Here is a 17,155-nt window from a genome sequence, read left to right as displayed (position 1 = left end):
CGTTGTAGTTGGTCCGATCCCAGTGTTGCCCTCCGGGCGTCAATCCGCAGGGATTTTGCCGCAGCGGCTCCTACTGCTTAATGACGTATCACCCGCCCGGACGGTTCAGCCCAACTTCCCCGTCTCTTCGGGTGGTTCGGGGTGGCCTGACCGGGCTAGTCCACCTGGGTGGGCAGTGCTGTGCCCCGCGGCCGGGGGTGGCGGCGGGGCACAGGGGGCGTGCGGGGCGCTGTCAGGCGGGTGAGCTCAGCAGCGGTGCCGGTGTCAGTCGGTGGTTGAGCATCGGCAGGAGTTCGGCGACGCGGTGCGGGCGGTGGGCCGCGATGCCGGGCGGGGCGGGCGCCAGCGGCACGAGCAGATCGGTGGCGGCCAGCGAGCCCTCGGCGCCGTCGTCCGTGCAGTCCCGGTGGAGCCAGAGCGTGAGCATGTACAGCTCGGGTACGGAGAGCAGCCGCGGCTGGCACGGCATGGGCATGGCCTCCGCGTGGCGCAGGGCGCGTTCGGTCGAGCTGATGTAGGGCCCTTCGAAGAAATGGGAGAACGCCCAGCCGTCCGGGGTGAGGATCGTGTCGGCCGCGGCGACGGACCGCTCGGCGCAGCGGATCAGGAAGCGCCAGCCGGCCAGCCGGGTGGGCGATGTGCCCTGAGGGGTGATGTGGTCCAGCACGTGGACGGGCAGCGGGAGTTCGGGGCTTGCCGGTCCCTGAGCGGTGCGCAGGGACGGCGTGCGGGCCTCGCTTACGGCAGTGGGGGAACCGAGTGCCGCGAGAACGCTGCGCAGGGCGGGCGCGGGAGCCGGGGGGACATGCAGCGGCATGGTGGGTCGCCTCTCTCATTCGACAGGCACAGTGGAGCGGGGGCAGGTGCGTGACGGCGCTGTCAGCTCTGGGTCAGAGGGGCGGGGGCTGGGGCCGCGAGCGCCAACTCTCTGCCTAGATTGCGGAGTTTATACGAGCCGTGTTCGACGGGTGTTTCACCTAGACGCAGTGGATATTGCGAGCAAGGACTTATTGAGACGTCCTTGTGCGGGCCTTTCTGCCGATTTAGCGCGGCTCCCGAGGTCGCGACCTCGTATTCCCCGACGTGCGCGGTCGGCTGATTTCTGCCGGTGCTTTTGACCAGGCGCTTCGGTACAGAATCTGCACTGTGCCGCATGCCTCGTGAATGTGCCGGAAAGCCGCCACGCAGAGCGTACTGGTCGGCGGCCGGACGCGGGGCGTTATCGATCACATTGCCTGGGCATCATCCCCCGTACACAGCGGCCGCGGACCCTGGGCTGCCCGTTCTAGGAGGGACGCTTCGATGGGGGAGAAGGTCGCGGCGGGCACGTTCGACCTGGCCGACAGGCACCGCTACCGAGGCAAGCTCCGGGAGTGTCTGACGGGGCTGGAGCGGATGTTGGAGGAGGAGCGGTTCGACCGGCCCAAGAATCTGATGGGCATGGAGATCGAGCTGAATCTCGCCGGGCCCGACGGGCTGCCGAGGATGTTGAATGCGCAGGTACTAGAGCGCATCGCGAGCCGGGATTTCCAGACGGAACTCGGAATGTTCAATCTCGAAGTCAACATCGCCCCGCACCGGCTTGGCGGACGTGTTCTCGACCGGCTCGCCGAGGAACTGCGCACGGGGCTCAACTATGCCCACCGGAAAGCGAACGAGCTCGCCGCCGGCATTGTCATGATCGGAATTCTGCCGACCCTGAACGACGCCGACCTCGTCTCCGCGAACCTCTCCGACGTCGATCGGTACGCCCTCCTCAACGACCAGATCGTGGCGGCACGCGGCGAGCACTTCGCGCTGGACATCCAGGGTGTGGAGCGGCTGACCTGCACCTCGACCTCGATCGCGCCCGAAGCTGCATGCACCTCCGTGCAGCTGCACCTCCAGGTCACGCCCGCCCGGTTCGCCGACGTGTGGAACGCGGCGCAGGCGATCGCGGCCGCGCAGATCGCCGTGGGCGCCAACGCGCCCTTCCTGTTCGGCCGTGAGCTGTGGCGCGAGTCGCGGCCACCGCTGTTCCTGCAGTCCACCGATACCCGGCCGCCCGAGCTGCAGGTCCAGGGCGTGCGGCCGCGCACCTGGTTCGGCGAGCGGTGGATCAGCAAGCCGCTGGAGCTCTTCGAGGAGAACCTGCGGTACTTCCCGGCGCTGCTGCCCCTGATGGAGGAGGAGGACCCGCTGGGCGTCCTCGACGCCGGCGGCGTACCGCGGCTCGGCGAACTCGTCCTGCACAACGGCACCGTGTACCGCTGGAACCGCCCGGTGTACGGCATCGCCGACGGCGTCCCGCACCTACGGGTGGAGAACCGCGTCCTGCCCGCGGGCCCCACCGTCACCGACGTCATCGCCAACGCCGCCTTCTACTACGGGCTCGTGCGGGCGCTCGCGGAGGAGGCGCGGCCCGTGTGGACCCGGCTGCCCTTCGAGGCCGCCGCCCGCAACTTCGACGTCGCGTGCCGCCACGGCATCGACGCCAGGCTGCAGTGGCCCCGGCGCGGCAGGCTGGGCGGCACCACCGAGGTGGCGGCCGTCAACCTCGTACGCGACGAACTGCTGCCGCTCGCGGCGGCGGGGCTCGACGCGTGGGGCGTGGAGGCAGCCGACCGCGACCTGTACCTCGGGGTGATCGAGGAGCGGTGCCGGCGGCGGGTCAACGGCGCGTCCTGGCAGGCGACGACGTACCACCGGGCCCTGGACGGCGGCATGTCCAGGGAGCAGGCGCTCGCCGCGACCACCAAGCGGTACAGCGAGCTGATGCACAGCGGCGAGCCGGTGCACACGTGGCCGGTGGGGCTGCGCGAGCCGGTGGTCCGGCTGGGCTGAGCCTCAGCCCTGGTTGCTGCCCGCTTCCATGATGGCCTTGAGGATGACCGCGTGGATCTGCGCGGGGTCGTCGACCTGGTGGCCGGAGCCGCCGGTCGCCTCGGCGATCTGCTGGACCTCGTCCTTGTCCGCCTCCGGGCCGACCGCGATGGCGATGATCGGCACCGGGTGCTCCCGGTCGGACATCTCCTCGAGCTGGGAGATCAGGGAGCCGCGCGAGATGCTGCCCGGGTCCTGGTTGGCGCCGTCGGTCAGGATCACCAGGGCGTTGAACCTGCCGCGCGCGTAGGTCGACCGGGCTTCCTTGTAGGCGGCGAGCGTGGTGTCGTACAGACCTGTGGCGCCGCCCGGTACGGGCTGCAGATCACTGAAGGCGTCCGACAGCTCATCGCGGTGGGTGGCGCCGCCCTTGCGATCGCCCAGTCGCCGGGTCGGCTCCAGCTCGCGGTAGTCGCGGGTGCCGTCCAGCCGGGTGGCGAACTCCCACAGCCCTATCTCGTCCTCGTCGGTGAAGCCCGCGAGGGCCCGCAGCAGCGAGGCCTTGGTGATCTCCATGCGGGACTGGTTGCGGCCGGGCACGAACTGCGCCATGGATTCCGAGGCGTCGACGACGGTGCTGAGCCGGGCGCTCTGCACCGTGATCGTCCACATGCCCAGGGTCTCCTGGAGCTGCTTGTCGGAGGGCGGGCCCGTGGCCTCGTCCGCGTAGGGCTGCGGGGTGCGGCCGCCCGCGGCGGTGACCAGCTTGTCGGAGGGCTGGTCCGGGTCGGTCCTGAAGCCGTGCTCGGTGAGGATCCGCCGGCCCTCGTCATCGCCGAACATCGTCATGAAGCGCAGGGCCGCCCGGCTCGTGTCCGTGGACATCCGGTCGTCCTCGACGAGCGTGTACGGATAGTCGAGCCGGGGCGAACCATCCTTCGGGTAGAAGAGGTCGAGGCTGTTCTTCCCGCCCGCCGACCCGTTGTGCGCGTACGCGGCCTGTTCGGAGAGGATCAGGGCCTGGTTGCGGCGGGGGTTGCCCTGCTCGGCGCCGGAGTCGTCGCGGGCCAGGGTGTCCAGGAGCTGGCTGTCGTCGTCGGTGGTGCGGGCCGCCAGGGCCTTGGCCAGGGCCGCGGCCCGGGTGTCGCCCTCCTTGTCGCCCTGCTTCTTCGCGGAGGCGCCCATCTTGGCGAGGGCGAGCAGGCCGGTCGCGCTGCGCGCCGGGTCGGCCGCGCCGAGACGCAGCTTGTCGCCCTTCGTCGCGGCCGTGGTCAGCTCCGGCCAGCTGTACGTCTTCTCGGGCCAGCCAAGGGACTTGGCGGCGGACGGCACCATGCCGATGCCGACGGGTGAGGAGGCGATGTTGCCCGCGGGGGAGATTTTGCTCTGCTTGGCCCCGAGGCCGACGCGCTGCACCCACACGTCGGAGTCGGGCACCCACACGTCGTACTCCGGATCGCCCTTGCCGGAGCGGAGTTCGGCGGCGACCTTGTACGAGTCGCGTGCGGTCACCCGTACGTCGATGCAGCGCCCGTCGGAGGTGATCTCCTGCTCGCGGGCCTCGTCGGCAGCCTCGCGCAGGGCGGGGGACACGGCCGGAGCCGCGACGACGTCGAGGCGGACCGCGTCGTCGCCACAGGAGCCGCCGAACGAGAGCAGTCCGGTGCGGACCGCGGCCGCCGCGCCGCCCGCCACCACGAGGACGAGCGCCGTGGCGATGGCGACCGTGCGGCCACGCGCCCGCGGTCGGGGGCCGGGCGCTGCCGCCCCGTGCTCATCGGGCAAGCTGTGACGTCCCATGGCGGTGGTGCCCCTCCTTGGATGATGAAGCAAGGAAAGAGGGAGCCTGCGCGCCTGGAATCGGCGTCCGTCCCCCTCGGCCTGTCGCGCACGATCTTCGTAACTTCTTTCGAGACCCTAGCGGGGCGAGGATGGGGATGAGGCGGGATTACTCAACTGGAGGCGTAAGTGCAAGCGGAGCCGGGGCCGATGGCCGGTTCTTTTCCAGCGGACGGGCCGTCACGGCGGATCCTGAGGGATGAGACGCTGCTCGTCCTGGCTCTCTCGCTCGGGGCGAGCGGTGTGTCCGCGCTGATCAGCTTTGTCGGGTCGGTCACCAAACCGGGTGGTCTCAAGGACCAGGCCGCCACGATGAACGCATCGGCCGCGCCGGGTCGGCCGTGGCTGGATCTCGCGTGGCAATTGTTCGGAATCGCGACCGCGTTGGTGCCGGTCGCTCTGGTGGCGCACTTCCTGCTGCGCGAACGGGAGGGGCTGCGGACGATCGGTTTCGACCGGACCCGGCCCTGGCCCGATCTGGGGCGCGGCACCGCGATCGCCGCGGTGATCGGCAGCACCGGGATCGCCTTCTATCTGTCGGCCCGCGGGCTCGGCTTCAACCTCACGGTGGTGCCCGAGGCGCTGCCCGACGTGTGGTGGAAGTACCCCGTCCTCGTGTTGTCCGCGGTGCAGAACGCGGTTCTGGAGGAAGTGATCGTCGTCGGGTATCTGCTGCGCAGGCTCGGCCAGTTGGGATGGACGCCCATGGCGGCCCTGGTGGGCAGTTCGGTGCTGCGCGGCTCGTACCACCTCTACCAGGGCATCGGCGGGTTCGTCGGAAACCTCGCGATGGGCGTGGTCTTCGCGCTGCTCTACCGCAGGTGGGGGCGGGTCGGCCCGCTGGTCGTGGCCCACTCCCTGCTCGACATCGGCGCGTTCGTCGGATACGGGCTGCTCGCGGGGAAGGTGGACTGGCTGCCTACGCCGTCGTGAGGCGGTGGGGACGGGCCATTGGCGGTGGGGACTTGCGAGTAGTTGTGGGGACTTACGAGTAGTGGTGGGGACGTACGCGATTCTCGTACGTCCCCACCGTGCTCTCCGGGCCCGGTGCCGTCAGGCGAACAGCTCGCCCTCGATGACCGTGACCGCGCGGCCGGTCAGGAGGGTGCGCTCGCCCGCGAGCTCGGTGCGGACCAGGCCGGTGCGGGCCGAGGCCTGCAGCCCGGTCAGTTCGGCGCGGCCGAGGCGCTCCGACCAGAAGGGGGCGAGTGCGGTGTGCGCGCTGCCCGTCACCGGGTCCTCGTCGATGCCGACGCGCGGGAAGAAGCAGCGTGAGACGAAGTCGTGGCCGTGGGAGGGGTCCTCGGCCGCGGCCGTGGCGATGATGCCGCGCTCGGAGTGCCGGATCAGGTCCTTGTGGTCCGGGGTGAGCGACCGGACCGTCTTCTCGTCGGCGAGCTCGACCAGCAGGTCGCCGACGTTCCGGCCCGTGTCGTACGCGAGGAGCGGCTCGGCGCCGAGGGCCTCGGCGATGCCGTCGGGGACGTCGGTCGCGGTGAGCGGGGCCGTCGGGAAGTCGAGCGTGAGGGTGCCGTCCTCGTGCGCGGTCGAGGTCAGGACTCCGCTGCGGGTGGCGAAGCGGACGGTGCCCGAGGCGGCGCCCGTGGTGTGCAGGACGTGCGCCATGGCCAAAGTGGCATGGCCGCACAGGTCGACCTCGGTGGTGGGCGTGAACCAGCGCAGCGCCCAGTCCGCGTCGCCGCCCGCGGGCAGCCGGTGCGCGAAGGCGGTCTCGGCGTGGTTGACCTCCCTGGCCACGTCCTGCAGCCAGGTGCCGTCGGGAAAGGCGTCGAGGAGCAGGACCCCGGCCGGATTCCCGGCGAAGGGGCGGTCCGTGAAGGCGTCGACGATGCGGATGCGGAGGGAAGTCGGCATGGGGATCACGGTAGAGGGCCGCGGAGTGCGCTGGGTAAGTCCAATCGGCTTTTACTGGACTGGTTTTGGGGTAGCGATTGGCCTGCTGGGAGTTCGGCGTTCCCGGTTCGGCGTCAGCCGAGCACGGCGGGCTTCAGCACCCGGGCGCACCACTGCTCGAAGGTGGTGGGGGAGGAGGACTCGCTGGTGCGGGGCACCCCGGCGTCCAGGCCGTCGTCCTTGGCCCGCTTCATGTCGACGATGCCCTGGACGAACGTCTTGTCGAGGCCGTAGCCGACGAGGGTCGTGTGCAGGTCGTCGTAGGACTGCCGCTCGTAACGGACCGGTCGTCCGAGCTGCTCGGTCATGATGCGGGCCAGGTCGGCGGGGGACAGGTCCTCGGGGCCGAGGACGGGGACGCTGTCGACGCCGGTCCAGGTGCGGTCCAGGAGCAGGGTCGCGGCCGCGGCGGCGATGTCGGCGACGGCCACCAGGGGCGCCTTGCGGTTCGCGTCGACGGAGTCGGTGAAGACGCCGTGTTCCCGGATCGATCCGGCCTCTTCGAGGAGGTTCTCGAAGAACGACGGGTTGGCCAGGGCGCGGTAGGCGACTCCGGAGGAGGCGATGAGGTCGTCCATGGCGAGGGAGGCCGTCACGAGTCCGGCGCGGTCGGCGACCGGGGTGCCGCGGCCGAGCGCGGAGACGCTGACGACGTGGCCGACTCCCCGGTCGGCCAGAGCTTCTGCGGCGGGACGGGCGAAGCCGCTGAAGCCCGCCTCCGGGGTCAGGGAGGAGTCCGGGGGGACGAGCCAGAAGACGGCGTCCGCACCCTCGAAGGCGCGGTCGACGACCTCGGGGTCGCCGTGCGAACCGGTGATCACCTCGACGCGTTCGCGTACGTCGGCGGGGAGCCGTGCCGGATCACGCACGACCACGCGCAGGTGTTCCTCGGCAGGGGCGGACTCGAGAAGCCGGGGGAGCAGGTGGCTGCCGATGTTCCCGGTGGGTGCGGTGATGACGATCATCAGGACTTCCTCGATGAGGGCCGGTGGGGCCGGTCTGGGCCCCGCGCGGCTGGGCGGGGTCGGACTGGAACGCCCCCATCCTGCGAAGGCGACCTGCGTGACCACAATGGAAGATTTGGCACGCAATCATTGCCTGAATCGGAATTACGCAGGTGAGGGGTGGTTTCAAGGCTGTTCGGGGTCCGTTTGCGATGTCGATCTCGGGTCGAGGGTTGTCGGTCGAACTATTCCGATATATCGTTGAGGCATCGCGACAGATTCGCGACTGATCAAAGATGAGGAGTGATCGCCATGCGTACCCATGGTTTTGAACACGAGCACGGACGCGGACATGGACACGGCCGCCGCGGCGGCCCCGAGGGCCGAGATGGCTTCGGCCGCGAAGGACGCGAAGGATTCGGCGGATTCGGTGGCTTCGAGGGGCGGCGCGGCGCGTTCGGCCCGTTCGGCCCCGGCTTCGGCGGGCCCGGTGGCCCCTGGGGCGGCCGCGGCGGACGCGGTGGTGGCCCGCGCGGCAGGGCGAGGCGCGGCGACGTGCGCGCGTCGATCCTGGCGCTCCTGAAGGACAGGTCCATGCACGGCTACGAAATGATCCAGGAGATCGCCGAGCGCAGCGGCGGGGCGTGGAAGCCCAGCCCCGGTTCGGTCTACCCGACCCTCCAGCTGCTGGAGGACGAGGGCCTGATCAGCAGTGCGAGCGAAGGCGGCAAGAAGCTCTTCTCGCTCACCGACGCCGGGCGCGAAGCGGCCGACGAGGGCCCCGAGGCGCCCTGGGAAGAGGCCGGGCGCGGAGTCGACTGGGACACGCTGAACGAGATCCGGCAGGCCGGCTTCGGTCTGATGGAGGCGTTCGGCCAGGTCTGGAAGACCGGCAGCAAGGAGCAGCGCGACAAGGCGCTCACGGTCATCAACGATGCCCGCAAGAAGATGTACCTGATCCTCGCCGATGAGGACTGAGGTGGTCGGGGCCGACGGCCCCATCACGGATGAGGCGCCCCGCACGCATGGTGTGGGGCGCCTCTTCGTCGTGGTGGGGGGCAGGTGATCGGGCCGTCGTGCCGTCAGGTCACCAGGCCGTCCAGCTTGCGCAGCGATTCGTTGAGGGCGGCGGTCGCCGAGTCCTTCAGCTTGCCCGCCATCAGGGACACGGCCGCTCCGGTGAACTCGCCCTCTATGCGGACCACCGTCGCCGAACCCTCGGGGGAGAGGGAGTAGCGCGTGCCTACGTTGACGCCCATCGGGCCCTTGCCTGCGATGGCCAGGGTGCGGGCGGTCTCCAGCTCGCCGATGGTCCAGTTGACCTCGGCGGGGAAGCCCATCAGCTTCATGTTCTCCACGAAGGTGCCGCCCACCTCCAGCGTGGTGGGGCCGCCCTGGGGGAAGCTCGTGTGCGTGGCGTTCCACTCGCCGTAGGAGGAGAAGTCGGTGAGCTGGGCCCAGACCTTCTCGGCGGGCGCCTCGATCCGTGCTTCCGCGCTGACTTCGGCCATATGCGGCCACCTCTTCCCGTCGGGCGCTGCGACGGCCGCAGCTACGGTGTCGCGGAACGTAGCGGCAGGCCCCGGAACATTCAATACTGATGAACTGTCAGATACGGTCTCGGATGTTCTGCCCGCCCGGGCTTGAGGTACTGTTCCCCTGCCCTGTGACGGACGCAGGCGGCGCGCTTTGGAGGTGAGACCCATTACCGCAGTAGCAGGTCGGGTGCTCCCCTCTCGCGACCGCGCGGTTCACCCGGTGTAGGTGACCCGAGGGAGCCCCATCGGGTTCCCGGAAGGTTTTCGTCATATGTCGGTTTCGGCTTTCTCCACGTCACATCACTCCTCCGTCGTCGGCACCTTGCGTGCCGCGGGCTGCGTCTTCGCCGAGGACGAGGCGGAGTTGATCCTCTCCACCGCGCAGACCCCCACCGAAGCGGCCGCCATGGTCGAGCGTCGTGCGGCCGGGCTGCCGCTCGAACACGTCCTGGGGTGGGCGGAATTCCGAGGTCTGCGGATAGCCGTGGATCCGGGAGTGTTCGTACCGCGCCGCCGCACCGAGTTCCTCGTCGGCCAGGCGGCCGAACTCGCCGAACTCGCCGGACGCTCCGGACACACAGAACTTGCCGGGCGCGCGGCCGTCGTCGTCGACCTGTGCTGCGGGTCGGGGGCTCTCGGGGCCGCGCTGGCCGCGGGTCTCGACCGGGTCGAGCTGTACGCGGCCGACATCGACCCCGCGGCGGTCCGCTGTGCCCGCCGCAACGTCGCCGCTGCCGGAGGCCACGTCTACGAAGGCGACCTTTATGACCCGCTGCCCGACGCGCTCCGAGGGCGTGTCGGCATCCTCCTTGCGAACGTTCCGTACGTCCCCACTGGAGAGGTGGGATTGCTGCCCGCCGAGGCTCGCGTCCACGAGGCGCGGGTGGCACTGGACGGCGGTGCGGACGGGCTCGACGTGCTGCGCCGGGTGACCGAAGAAGCGCCCGCGTGGCTGGCGCCCGGCGGTCACCTCCTCTTCGAGACCAGCGAGGGTCAGGTGTCCGCGGCCGTCGACGCCGTCGAGCGGGCCGGTCTCGCGGCGCGCGTGGTGAGCGACGAGGAGATGTACGCGACGGTGGTCATCGGGACGTGGTGGGGGCCCGGGAGGGCCGAGCTCAGCGGCGAGGGCCACGGCAGGGGCGAGATCGTGGGTTAGCCGACCCGCCGTATCACCGCCGCGTCGAAGAGGTCCGACGCCCTGGGGAACGGGCCCTCGTCGTGGCAGTGCCAGGCATCCCAGAACAGGTCGGCGGGCAGCGCGTCGTCGGGTGCGTACACCCGGTAGACGTACTGCCTGCCGTCGATCGCAGGCAGGGCGACCATCCAGCACCTGCTCTCCATGCTTGTGGGACGTGCGGGGTGGCGCGATGGTTGCGCGCCGGGCACGGGGCAAGGCGGCGCGCGTGACTCCGCGCGGATCCCTCGGATCTCATCCGTAAGGAGGACAACCATCACATGCGTGCCCAACCTGTGTCGGACGCGAAGATGCTTCCCGCCGCCGATGCATATGCCCCTGGGGGTTGATGTGGTGGGAGATGTGCAAAGCCGTACCCCGTCGGGCGCCGAGCCCGGCCCGACCCGAGAAGAACCCGGCCCCGGACTCAGCGCAGAGCTGGTGTCGGTCGTTTCCGGCGCGCGCCGTCGCGCGGTCCGCGACGGGGACCGGCAGATAGACACCGCGCATCTGCTGCACTCCCTCCTCGAGGCCGACCCCGAGGTGCGCGCGGTCTTCGAGAGCGGCGCGCAGGCCGTACGGGTCCTCGGCTATCTCGTCCAGCGCAGCATCGGCTACGGCCTGCAGTGGCAGGGCACCGTCGAGGACTCCGGTGCCGTCCCGGTGGTGACGCCCGCGAGGGAGACCGGTTGGTCACCGGCCGCGCGCACGGCGATGGACGTGGCCCGGGAACGTGCCGAGCTGCGCGGCGAACCGCGGGCCCTCGGCATGGACCTGCTCGCAGGTCTCGTCGCCGACCCGGAATGCCGGGCGGTCGAGGTCCTCGCGCGAGCCCGCGTCGACGTTCCGGCGCTGCTGCTGCGCATCGAGGCGGGATGCAGGCAGTACGCCTCCGAGGGCGGCCACGGCCATGGATACGTCGGAGGACACGGGTACACCGGAAGCAACGGCTCCGGCGTCTGAGCGCGGCCCTGACGGGCGGCAGCGGCGCTCCGGGGAGCGGTGCGGTGTCCGCCGATTGAGACAGGGGTCAAAGGGCGTGACGCTCATGACGCCGCCTGCCATGATGTGCCGGTGCAAGCGTCTGAGGGGATTCAGGAGAGCCTGGCGGGCCGAACCGAACCGGGGAACCGGGGGAGTGGTCCGGGCCGGGGAAAGCCCGGCAGGGGCATCGGTCTTGGGCTCGCGCTGCTGTCGGCGATCGCCTTCGGCGGCTCCGGTGTCGCGGCGAAACCGCTGATCGAAGCGGGTCTGGACCCCCTGCACGTGGTGTGGCTGCGGGTGGCGGGTGCCGCCCTGGTGATGCTGCCCGTCGCCTGGCGCCACCGGGGACTGCTGCGGAGCAGGCCCGCCCTGCTCGCCGGGTTCGGCCTCCTCGCCGTCGCGGGCGTCCAGGCCTTCTACTTCGCCGCGCTCTCCCGCATCCCCGTCGGCGTCGCCCTGCTGATCGAGTACCTCGCGCCCGCACTCGTCCTCGGGTGGGTGCGCTTCGTGCAACGGCGTCCCGTGACGCGGGCCGCGGCGCTCGGCGTGGTCCTCGCCGTCGGCGGTCTCGCCTGCGTCGTCGAGGTGTGGGCGGGGCTGAGCTTCGACGCCGTCGGGCTCCTGCTCGCACTCGGCGCCGCCTGCTGTCAGGTCGGCTACTTCGTCCTGTCCGACCAGGGCAGCGACGCGGGCGCGGACGCCCCTGACCCGCTCGGCGTCATCGCGTACGGACTGCTCGTCGGCACGGCCGTGCTGACCGTCGTCGCGCGGCCGTGGGGCATGGACTGGTCGGTGCTCGCGGGCGACGCGGACCTGGACGGCTCGGCGGTCCCCGCCTGGGCCCTGCTCGCCTGGATCGTGCTCGTCGCGACGGTCGTCGCCTACGTCACCGGCGTGCTGTCCGTGCGCAGGCTCTCGCCCCAGGTGGCCGGCGTCGTGGCCTGCCTCGAAGCCGTCATCGCGACCGCCCTGGCCTGGGTCGTCCTGGGCGAGCACCTTTCGGCGCCGCAGGTCGTCGGCGGTGCGATCGTGCTGGTGGGCGCGTTCATCGCCCAGTCGTCGGCGCCCGCCGAGCCCACCGTGCCGGGGGCCGTCCCAGCCCCCGAAACGGAGTTGTCGCACAGCGGAAGCCCGTCCTAGGGTTCCGGTCATGCATTCACGCGCACTCGTTCTTCCGCCTCCCGCCGCCTGAGCGCGGGACGCTCACGGATCACGCCCGAGCCGGTGGCCGGGCCGAACGGTGCTGCCCGCAGACGGAGTCAGACATCCCTCTCTGCTGCGGAGAAAACACGTGTCGAACTTGTTGCGCACGTCAGGCGTGCCCACTGCCCCGAACCCCGTCGGAACGACTGCTCTCGGAGCGGACGTTGCCGGACCCGATGCCCTTGGCCCCGACGCCGTCGGGCCGAAGGGTGGTGGCCTTGCCGTCGGGCGCGGTCTCTTCTATCTGATCGTCGCCGGGATCGCCTGGGGGACCGCGGGTGCCGCCGCCGCGCTGGTCTTCCGGGCCAGCGACATGGGGCCGGTCGGTCTCTCCTTCTGGCGATGCGCGGGCGGCTTCGTGCTGCTGCTATCCGCACGCCTGGCCACCCGCCTGCCGCGGCGGCGCCGGTCGACCACGCGCGTGGCGGTCGCCGAACCGCTCGGCCGCAGGGCGCGCCGCGTCGTCGCGACCGGCGTGGCCCTCGCGGTGTTCCAGACCGCCTACTTCGCCTCGGTCGAGGCGACCGGTCTCGCGGTCGGCACCGTCGTCACCATGGGGTCGGGCCCCGTCCTCATCGCGCTCGGCGCACGGCTGGCCCTGGGGGAGCGGCTCGGGCGCGGCGGTGTGATCGCCGTCCTGGGTGCCCTCACGGGCCTCGTCGTCCTCGTCCTCGGTGGCGACGGCGCCGGTGGCGCGGAGGTGCGGCCGACCGGTGTGGTCTGGGGGCTCGTCTCCGCGGCCGCGTACGCCGTCATGACGCTGCTCACGCGCTGGTGCGGAAGGAGCGGCACGGCCGACTCGTCCGACACCACCGTCTGGGCGTTCGCCGTCGTCTCGCTCTGCCTGCTGCCGCTCGCCGCGGCCGAGGGCCTGGTGCCGCACACCGCCGAACCCGCGCGCGTGGGTGCGTACTTGCTGTACATCGCGGCCGTGCCGACGGCGGTCGCGTACGGCCTGTACTTCGCCGGGGCCGCCGTCGTGCGGTCCGCCACCGTCTCCGTGATCATGCTCCTGGAGCCGGTGGGTGCCGCGGTCATCGCGGTCGCGCTGCTCGGTGAGGACCTGACGGCGGCGACGGTGGCGGGCACGGCCCTGATGCTGGCCGCGGTGACGGGTCTCGCGGTCGCGGAGACACGGGGCGCGGTGGCGGAACGGCGGGCGGTGGCGCAGGCGTAGGCGGAGGCAGTGGGGAGGCGGCGGGTCTCGTTGCGGCTCTTGCGAGCCCCGCCGCTCGTCCCTCCGGCCCGCCTGGGGCAGCCCTGTCGGGTCAGGTCGCGCGGCGGCGTGTCTGGTGCGCGAGGGCGGCCGCGTCCCCCCGGCCCCGCCGTTCGGCGAGGCCCGCCGCGATGCGGTCCTGCACCTCGTCCGGCTTGTGGGTCGCGTACTTGAACTTCGCCTGTACGTCGCTGACATCGAGGCACAGCGCCCGGATGCCGGAGAGCATGCGGCCGTACCCAGGCTCGCCCACCGCCGCCCGCGCGGAGCCGCCCTCGGGCTGGAAGTGGCCGACCTGGCGGTTCAGGATGTCGGCCTTCTCCTCGGGATCGTCGACGACGCGGGCGGTGCAGCGCAGCTGGACGGCGGCGTAGAAGCTGGTCGGCACGCCGTGCTCGGACGGGACGTCGGGCGGCGCCTGCCAGGGGCCCGGCACGTACACATAGTCGTCGACCACGCTCAGGAGCACCTCGGGGTGGGCCTCCAGGGCGTGCCACAGGGGGTTCGGGCGTGCCAGGTGCGTGAGGACGCGGCCGTGCGTGCCGTGTTCGGCCTCGTACGCGAAATGGAGGGGCTGGACGTGGGGCGGCTCCCCCGGGAGTCCGTTCACGGCGAGCTGCCCGAAGTCGTGGGCGGCGAGCCACTGCTGCCACTCGGCGTCCGAGTGGGCAGCATCCCAGGGGTGGATCAGCATCACAGCTCGACCAGGTAGTCGGGCACCTTGATGTCGGGTGCCAGGTCCTCCGAGGGGATGAGGGCGTCATGGCCCTTGCGGAGCGGGACGACGCCCGCCCAGTGGGGGAGTGCCATGTCCTCCGGCTCGTCGCTCGGGCCGCCGGTGCGCGCCTTCGCCGACACCTCGCTCAGGTCGAGGCTGAGCACGGCGGTCGCGGCGAGCTCCTTGGTGTTGGCGGGGCGGGAGTCGGCGGACCGGCCCGGAACGACGTGGTCGACCAGCGCGTCCAGTGCCATCCGCTTCTCTTCGGGATCAGTGACCTGGTGGGCGGTGCCGTGGATCACCACGGAGCGGTAGTTGATGGAGTGGTGGAAGGCCGAGCGGGCCAGGACCAGGCCGTCCACGTGGGTGACGGTCAGGCACACGCGCAGCCCCGGGTCCTGCTCCTCGGAGGTGGCGCGCGCCATGCGCAGCGGCCGGGAACCGGTCGAGCCGTGCACGTACAGGCGGTCGCCCACCCGTCCGTAGAGCGTCGGGAGCACGACGGGGGCGCCGTCGCGGACGAACCCGAGATGGCAGACGTAGGCCTCGTCGAGTATCGCGTGCACCGTCTCCCGGTCGTACGCGGCGCGATCCGCGGAGCGGGTGGGGATCGTGCGGTCGGTCGGTGCGTAGGCGGCGCTGTCCGGCGAAGCGGTGTCGGTGGTGCCCGGCGTCGTCTGCATGGCTCTCCCTGATCTGCGTACTGATCTGCGCGCGGGCGACGCTCCGGGCGACGCTGCCCGGCTCGTCGACTTGCGAGCGATATTGCACTAGTGCATACTTCGTTTTGTGCTAGGAGAGTATCCGATCAGCGGGCGGCGCGCAGCCGAGATTGCGTCCAGCGTGGAGCGGGCCGTGGGTGACGGCGGCCTCGAACCGGGGCAACTGCTGCCCCCCATGCGAGAGTTGGCGACGCGCCTCGGGGTGAATCCCAATACGGTGGCGGCCGCCTATCGCACGCTGCGCGAACGCGGTGTCATCGAAACGGCGGGGCGGCGCGGGAGTCGCGTGCGTTCCAAGCCCGCCACGACGTCGCGCGAACTCATGAGGGTGGACGCGCCGCCCGGCGTACGCGACGTCTCCATGGGCAATCCGGACCCCAAGCTGTTGCCCGCCCTCTCCGGGGCCTTCGTCGCGGCCGCTGCGCAGGCCGACGCGCAACCCGTCCTCTACGGAGAGGGTGCGGTGGACCCGGAGCTGGAGCGGCACGCACGCGCGGCCTTCGAGGCGGACGGCGTCCCCCGCGGCCCGCTCGCCGTCACCTCCGGATCGCTCGACGCCATCGAGCGGGTGCTCGCCGTCCACCTCAAGCCCGGTGACGGGGTCGCCCTGGAGGACCCGGGCTGGGGGAGCCTGCTCGATCTCGTCTCCGCCCTCGGGCTGCGCGCGGTGCCGGTGGGCGTGGACGACGAAGGTCCGCTGCCCGCCGACGTGGAGCGGGCGTTGGCGTCCGGGGCGCGGGCGGCCGTCGTGACGGACCGGGCGCAGAACCCCACGGGCGCCGCTGTCACCGCTCCACGCGCGCGTGCCCTGCGGAAGGTGTTCGCCGCGCACGAGGACGTGCTGCTCATCGAGGACGACCACGGCCACGGCATCGTCGATCTGCCGCTGCATCCGCTCGCGGGGTCGACCCGGCACTGGGCCCTCACCCGCTCGACCGCCAAGGCGTACGGCCCTGACCTGCGGCTCGCCGTGGTCACCGGCGACTCCGTCACCGTCGACCGGCTGTGCGGGCGCCAGCGGCTCGGGCCGGGCTGGGTGAGCCGGCTGCTGCAACGCGCCGTCGCGCGACTCTGGGCCGAGGGCGCGGTCGACGCGCGCGTGGTCGCGGCGTCCTACGGGCGCCGGCGCGAGGCGCTGGTCGCGGCGCTCGCCGAGCGGGGCATCGCCGCGTACGGGCGCAGTGGCATGAACGCGTGGGTGCCGGTCCCGGACGAGACCGGGGTGGTCGCGCGGCTGCTGCACGCGGGGTGGGCCGTGGCTCCGGGGGCGAGGTTCCGGCTGAACGCGCCGCCCGCGGTGCGGATCACCGTGGCGGCGCTGGAGGACGAGGAGATCGTGGCGGTGGCGGACGCCGTCGCCTCCGCCGCCGGGCCCGCGCCCGCGCGGCGTTACGACTGACGGGGTGGACGCCCGGTCGCGGCCGCGGATGCCTGCGTGGCGGTGGTGGCCGTCGATTTCCTTGCGCGGGAGCGGGACTGGGTGAGAGCCGCGCCCGCCAGGACGATCACCGCGCCGACCGGTGTCGACCAGCTCAGGGACTCGCCGAGCACCGCGACGCCCGCGGCGGTCGCGATCACCGGAATGAAGTACGTGACCATCTGGGCGGTGGTCGGTCCCACCTCGGCGACCAGCGCGTACTGCAACAGGAAGGCGACTCCGGTGCCGAGGGCGCCCAGTGCCACGATCGCCAGCAGCGGCACGACGGGGAAGTGTGTCGGGAGCGACGTGAACAGGGGCGTCACCAGGCCAAGTTCAGCGGTCGCGATCAGCAACTGGGCCCCTGACAGGGAGAGGTTGGAGTGTCCGGAACCGGCCAGCGTGCGGCGTACGTAGATCCAGCCGATCGGGTAGCTGAGCGAGGCGAGCAGGGCCATCGCCGTCCCGCGGAGGTCGAGGCCGCTGAAGCCCTGCCAGGCGCCGAGCACGGTGAGCACCCCGAAGAACCCGATGCCGAGGCCCGCGACGCGGCGCCGCGACGGGCGGTCCTCGGAGAGCGCGACGAGGGACAGGGCCATGCCCCACAGGGGCGACGTCGCGTTGCAGATCCCGGCGAGCGTCGACGGGATCGACAGTTCCGCGTACGCGAAGAGCGAGAACGGC

General features: G+C 71.5%; 17 protein-coding genes. 8 read left to right on the top strand and 9 right to left on the bottom strand.

The genetic code is table 11. The features are described 5' to 3' along the window. Window positions 1–232 precede the first annotated feature (232 nt). Window positions 233–817: a hypothetical protein gene (locus AOK03_RS01140; protein WP_055563199.1), complete on the bottom strand. Its 585-nt coding sequence runs from the start codon at window positions 815–817 to the stop codon at window positions 233–235. Window positions 818–1,302: 485 nt separating this feature from the next. Here AOK03_RS01140 and AOK03_RS01135 point away from each other — a divergent pair, with 485 nt between their 5' ends. Continuing rightward, complete coding sequence (locus AOK03_RS01135; protein ID WP_055563198.1) at window positions 1,303–2,823, top strand: glutamate-cysteine ligase family protein; 1,521 nt, start codon at window positions 1,303–1,305, stop codon at window positions 2,821–2,823. A gap of 3 nt (window positions 2,824–2,826) precedes the next feature. Here AOK03_RS01135 and AOK03_RS01130 read toward each other — a convergent pair whose 3' ends face one another. Continuing rightward, complete coding sequence (locus AOK03_RS01130) at window positions 2,827–4,602, bottom strand: substrate-binding and VWA domain-containing protein (RefSeq protein ID WP_055563197.1); 1,776 nt, start codon at window positions 4,600–4,602, stop codon at window positions 2,827–2,829. A gap of 168 nt (window positions 4,603–4,770) precedes the next feature. On the opposite strand from AOK03_RS01130, the gene AOK03_RS01125 reads away from it, so the two are divergent. Beyond that, window positions 4,771–5,574, top strand: a complete 804-nt coding sequence (locus tag AOK03_RS01125) for a CPBP family intramembrane glutamic endopeptidase (protein WP_055563196.1) — start codon at window positions 4,771–4,773, stop codon at window positions 5,572–5,574. A gap of 120 nt (window positions 5,575–5,694) precedes the next feature. Here the strand turns inward: AOK03_RS01125 and AOK03_RS01120 are convergent, their stop codons facing one another. Together AOK03_RS01120 and AOK03_RS01115 are read right to left on the bottom strand one after the other, a co-directional pair. Beyond that, on the bottom strand, window positions 5,695–6,516 hold the full coding sequence (locus AOK03_RS01120; RefSeq protein WP_055563195.1) for a PhzF family phenazine biosynthesis protein: 822 nt from the start codon (window positions 6,514–6,516) through the stop codon (window positions 5,695–5,697). A gap of 113 nt (window positions 6,517–6,629) precedes the next feature. Then, on the bottom strand, window positions 6,630–7,520 hold the full coding sequence (locus AOK03_RS01115; RefSeq protein WP_055563194.1) for an NAD(P)H-binding protein: 891 nt from the start codon (window positions 7,518–7,520) through the stop codon (window positions 6,630–6,632). Window positions 7,521–7,811: 291 nt separating this feature from the next. Between AOK03_RS01115 and AOK03_RS40220 the strand changes: the two genes are divergently transcribed. Next, window positions 7,812–8,477, top strand: a complete 666-nt coding sequence (locus tag AOK03_RS40220) for a PadR family transcriptional regulator (protein WP_063792396.1) — start codon at window positions 7,812–7,814, stop codon at window positions 8,475–8,477. A 104-nt stretch (window positions 8,478–8,581) separates the two neighbouring features. Here AOK03_RS40220 and AOK03_RS01100 read toward each other — a convergent pair whose 3' ends face one another. Further along, window positions 8,582–9,010: a type II toxin-antitoxin system Rv0910 family toxin gene (locus AOK03_RS01100; protein ID WP_055563191.1), complete on the bottom strand. Its 429-nt coding sequence runs from the start codon at window positions 9,008–9,010 to the stop codon at window positions 8,582–8,584. Window positions 9,011–9,308: 298 nt separating this feature from the next. Between AOK03_RS01100 and AOK03_RS01095 the strand changes: the two genes are divergently transcribed. Further along, entirely contained in the window at window positions 9,309–10,193 is an 885-nt protein-coding gene (locus tag AOK03_RS01095) for a putative protein N(5)-glutamine methyltransferase (RefSeq protein ID WP_055563190.1), read from the top strand. Here the strand turns inward: AOK03_RS01095 and AOK03_RS40420 are convergent. Then, window positions 10,190–10,378, bottom strand: coding sequence for a hypothetical protein (locus AOK03_RS40420; RefSeq protein ID WP_079074387.1), 189 nt, complete (start codon window positions 10,376–10,378; stop codon window positions 10,190–10,192). The genes AOK03_RS01095 and AOK03_RS40420 overlap by 4 nt on opposite strands. 196 nt (window positions 10,379–10,574) lie before the next feature. Between AOK03_RS40420 and AOK03_RS01090 the strand changes: the two genes are divergently transcribed. The 3 genes from AOK03_RS01090 to AOK03_RS01080 all read left to right on the top strand — a co-directional run bounded on the left by AOK03_RS01090 (window position 10,575) and on the right by AOK03_RS01080 (window position 13,575). Then, on the top strand, window positions 10,575–11,174 hold the full coding sequence (locus tag AOK03_RS01090; protein WP_055563189.1) for a Clp protease N-terminal domain-containing protein: 600 nt from the start codon (window positions 10,575–10,577) through the stop codon (window positions 11,172–11,174). 141 nt (window positions 11,175–11,315) lie between these two features. Next, window positions 11,316–12,335, top strand: a complete 1,020-nt coding sequence (locus tag AOK03_RS01085; RefSeq protein ID WP_055563201.1) for an EamA family transporter — start codon at window positions 11,316–11,318, stop codon at window positions 12,333–12,335. A 178-nt stretch (window positions 12,336–12,513) separates the two neighbouring features. Next, window positions 12,514–13,575, top strand: a complete 1,062-nt coding sequence (locus tag AOK03_RS01080) for a DMT family transporter (protein WP_079074386.1) — start codon at window positions 12,514–12,516, stop codon at window positions 13,573–13,575. Between the two features lie 91 nt (window positions 13,576–13,666). On the opposite strand, the gene AOK03_RS01075 is transcribed toward AOK03_RS01080, so the two are convergent. Continuing rightward, window positions 13,667–14,308, bottom strand: coding sequence for an FMN-binding negative transcriptional regulator (locus AOK03_RS01075; protein WP_055563188.1), 642 nt, complete (start codon window positions 14,306–14,308; stop codon window positions 13,667–13,669). Next, complete coding sequence (locus tag AOK03_RS01070) at window positions 14,308–15,015, bottom strand: pyridoxamine 5'-phosphate oxidase family protein (protein WP_055563187.1); 708 nt, start codon at window positions 15,013–15,015, stop codon at window positions 14,308–14,310. Before AOK03_RS01070 ends, AOK03_RS01075 begins: the two co-directional genes overlap by 1 nt. Before the next feature lie 106 nt (window positions 15,016–15,121). Between AOK03_RS01070 and AOK03_RS01065 the strand changes: the two genes are divergently transcribed. Next, entirely contained in the window at window positions 15,122–16,453 is a 1,332-nt protein-coding gene (locus tag AOK03_RS01065; protein ID WP_055563186.1) for an aminotransferase class I/II-fold pyridoxal phosphate-dependent enzyme, read from the top strand. Here the strand turns inward: AOK03_RS01065 and AOK03_RS01060 are convergent. Then, on the bottom strand, window positions 16,444–17,155 hold a 712-nt coding region (locus AOK03_RS01060), incomplete at its 5' end, for a DMT family transporter (RefSeq protein WP_157868830.1). The genes AOK03_RS01065 and AOK03_RS01060 overlap by 10 nt on opposite strands.

Origin of the sequence: Streptomyces atriruber, assembly GCF_001418325.1 — a bacterium.
Taxonomy (GTDB): domain Bacteria; phylum Actinomycetota; class Actinomycetes; order Streptomycetales; family Streptomycetaceae; genus Streptomyces; species Streptomyces atriruber.
The sequence above is the reverse complement of the archived record's forward strand: the minus strand, read 5'-3'. Positions and strand labels throughout refer to the sequence as shown.

Coding starts and splice junctions, on each gene's coding strand:
- AOK03_RS01140 (WP_055563199.1), bottom strand. CDS start 817: ATGCCGCTGCATGTCCCCCCGGCTCCCGCGCCCGCCCTGCGCAGCGTT.
- AOK03_RS01135 (WP_055563198.1), top strand. CDS start 1,303: ATGGGGGAGAAGGTCGCGGCGGGCACGTTCGACCTGGCCGACAGGCAC.
- AOK03_RS01130 (WP_055563197.1), bottom strand. CDS start 4,602: ATGGGACGTCACAGCTTGCCCGATGAGCACGGGGCGGCAGCGCCCGGC.
- AOK03_RS01120 (WP_055563195.1), bottom strand. CDS start 6,516: ATGCCGACTTCCCTCCGCATCCGCATCGTCGACGCCTTCACGGACCGC.
- AOK03_RS01115 (WP_055563194.1), bottom strand. CDS start 7,520: ATGATCGTCATCACCGCACCCACCGGGAACATCGGCAGCCACCTGCTC.
- AOK03_RS40220 (WP_063792396.1), top strand. CDS start 7,812: ATGCGTACCCATGGTTTTGAACACGAGCACGGACGCGGACATGGACAC.
- AOK03_RS01100 (WP_055563191.1), bottom strand. CDS start 9,010: ATGGCCGAAGTCAGCGCGGAAGCACGGATCGAGGCGCCCGCCGAGAAG.
- AOK03_RS01095 (WP_055563190.1), top strand. CDS start 9,309: ATGTCGGTTTCGGCTTTCTCCACGTCACATCACTCCTCCGTCGTCGGC.
- AOK03_RS40420 (WP_079074387.1), bottom strand. CDS start 10,378: ATGGAGAGCAGGTGCTGGATGGTCGCCCTGCCTGCGATCGACGGCAGG.
- AOK03_RS01075 (WP_055563188.1), bottom strand. CDS start 14,308: ATGCTGATCCACCCCTGGGATGCTGCCCACTCGGACGCCGAGTGGCAG.
- AOK03_RS01070 (WP_055563187.1), bottom strand. CDS start 15,015: ATGCAGACGACGCCGGGCACCACCGACACCGCTTCGCCGGACAGCGCC.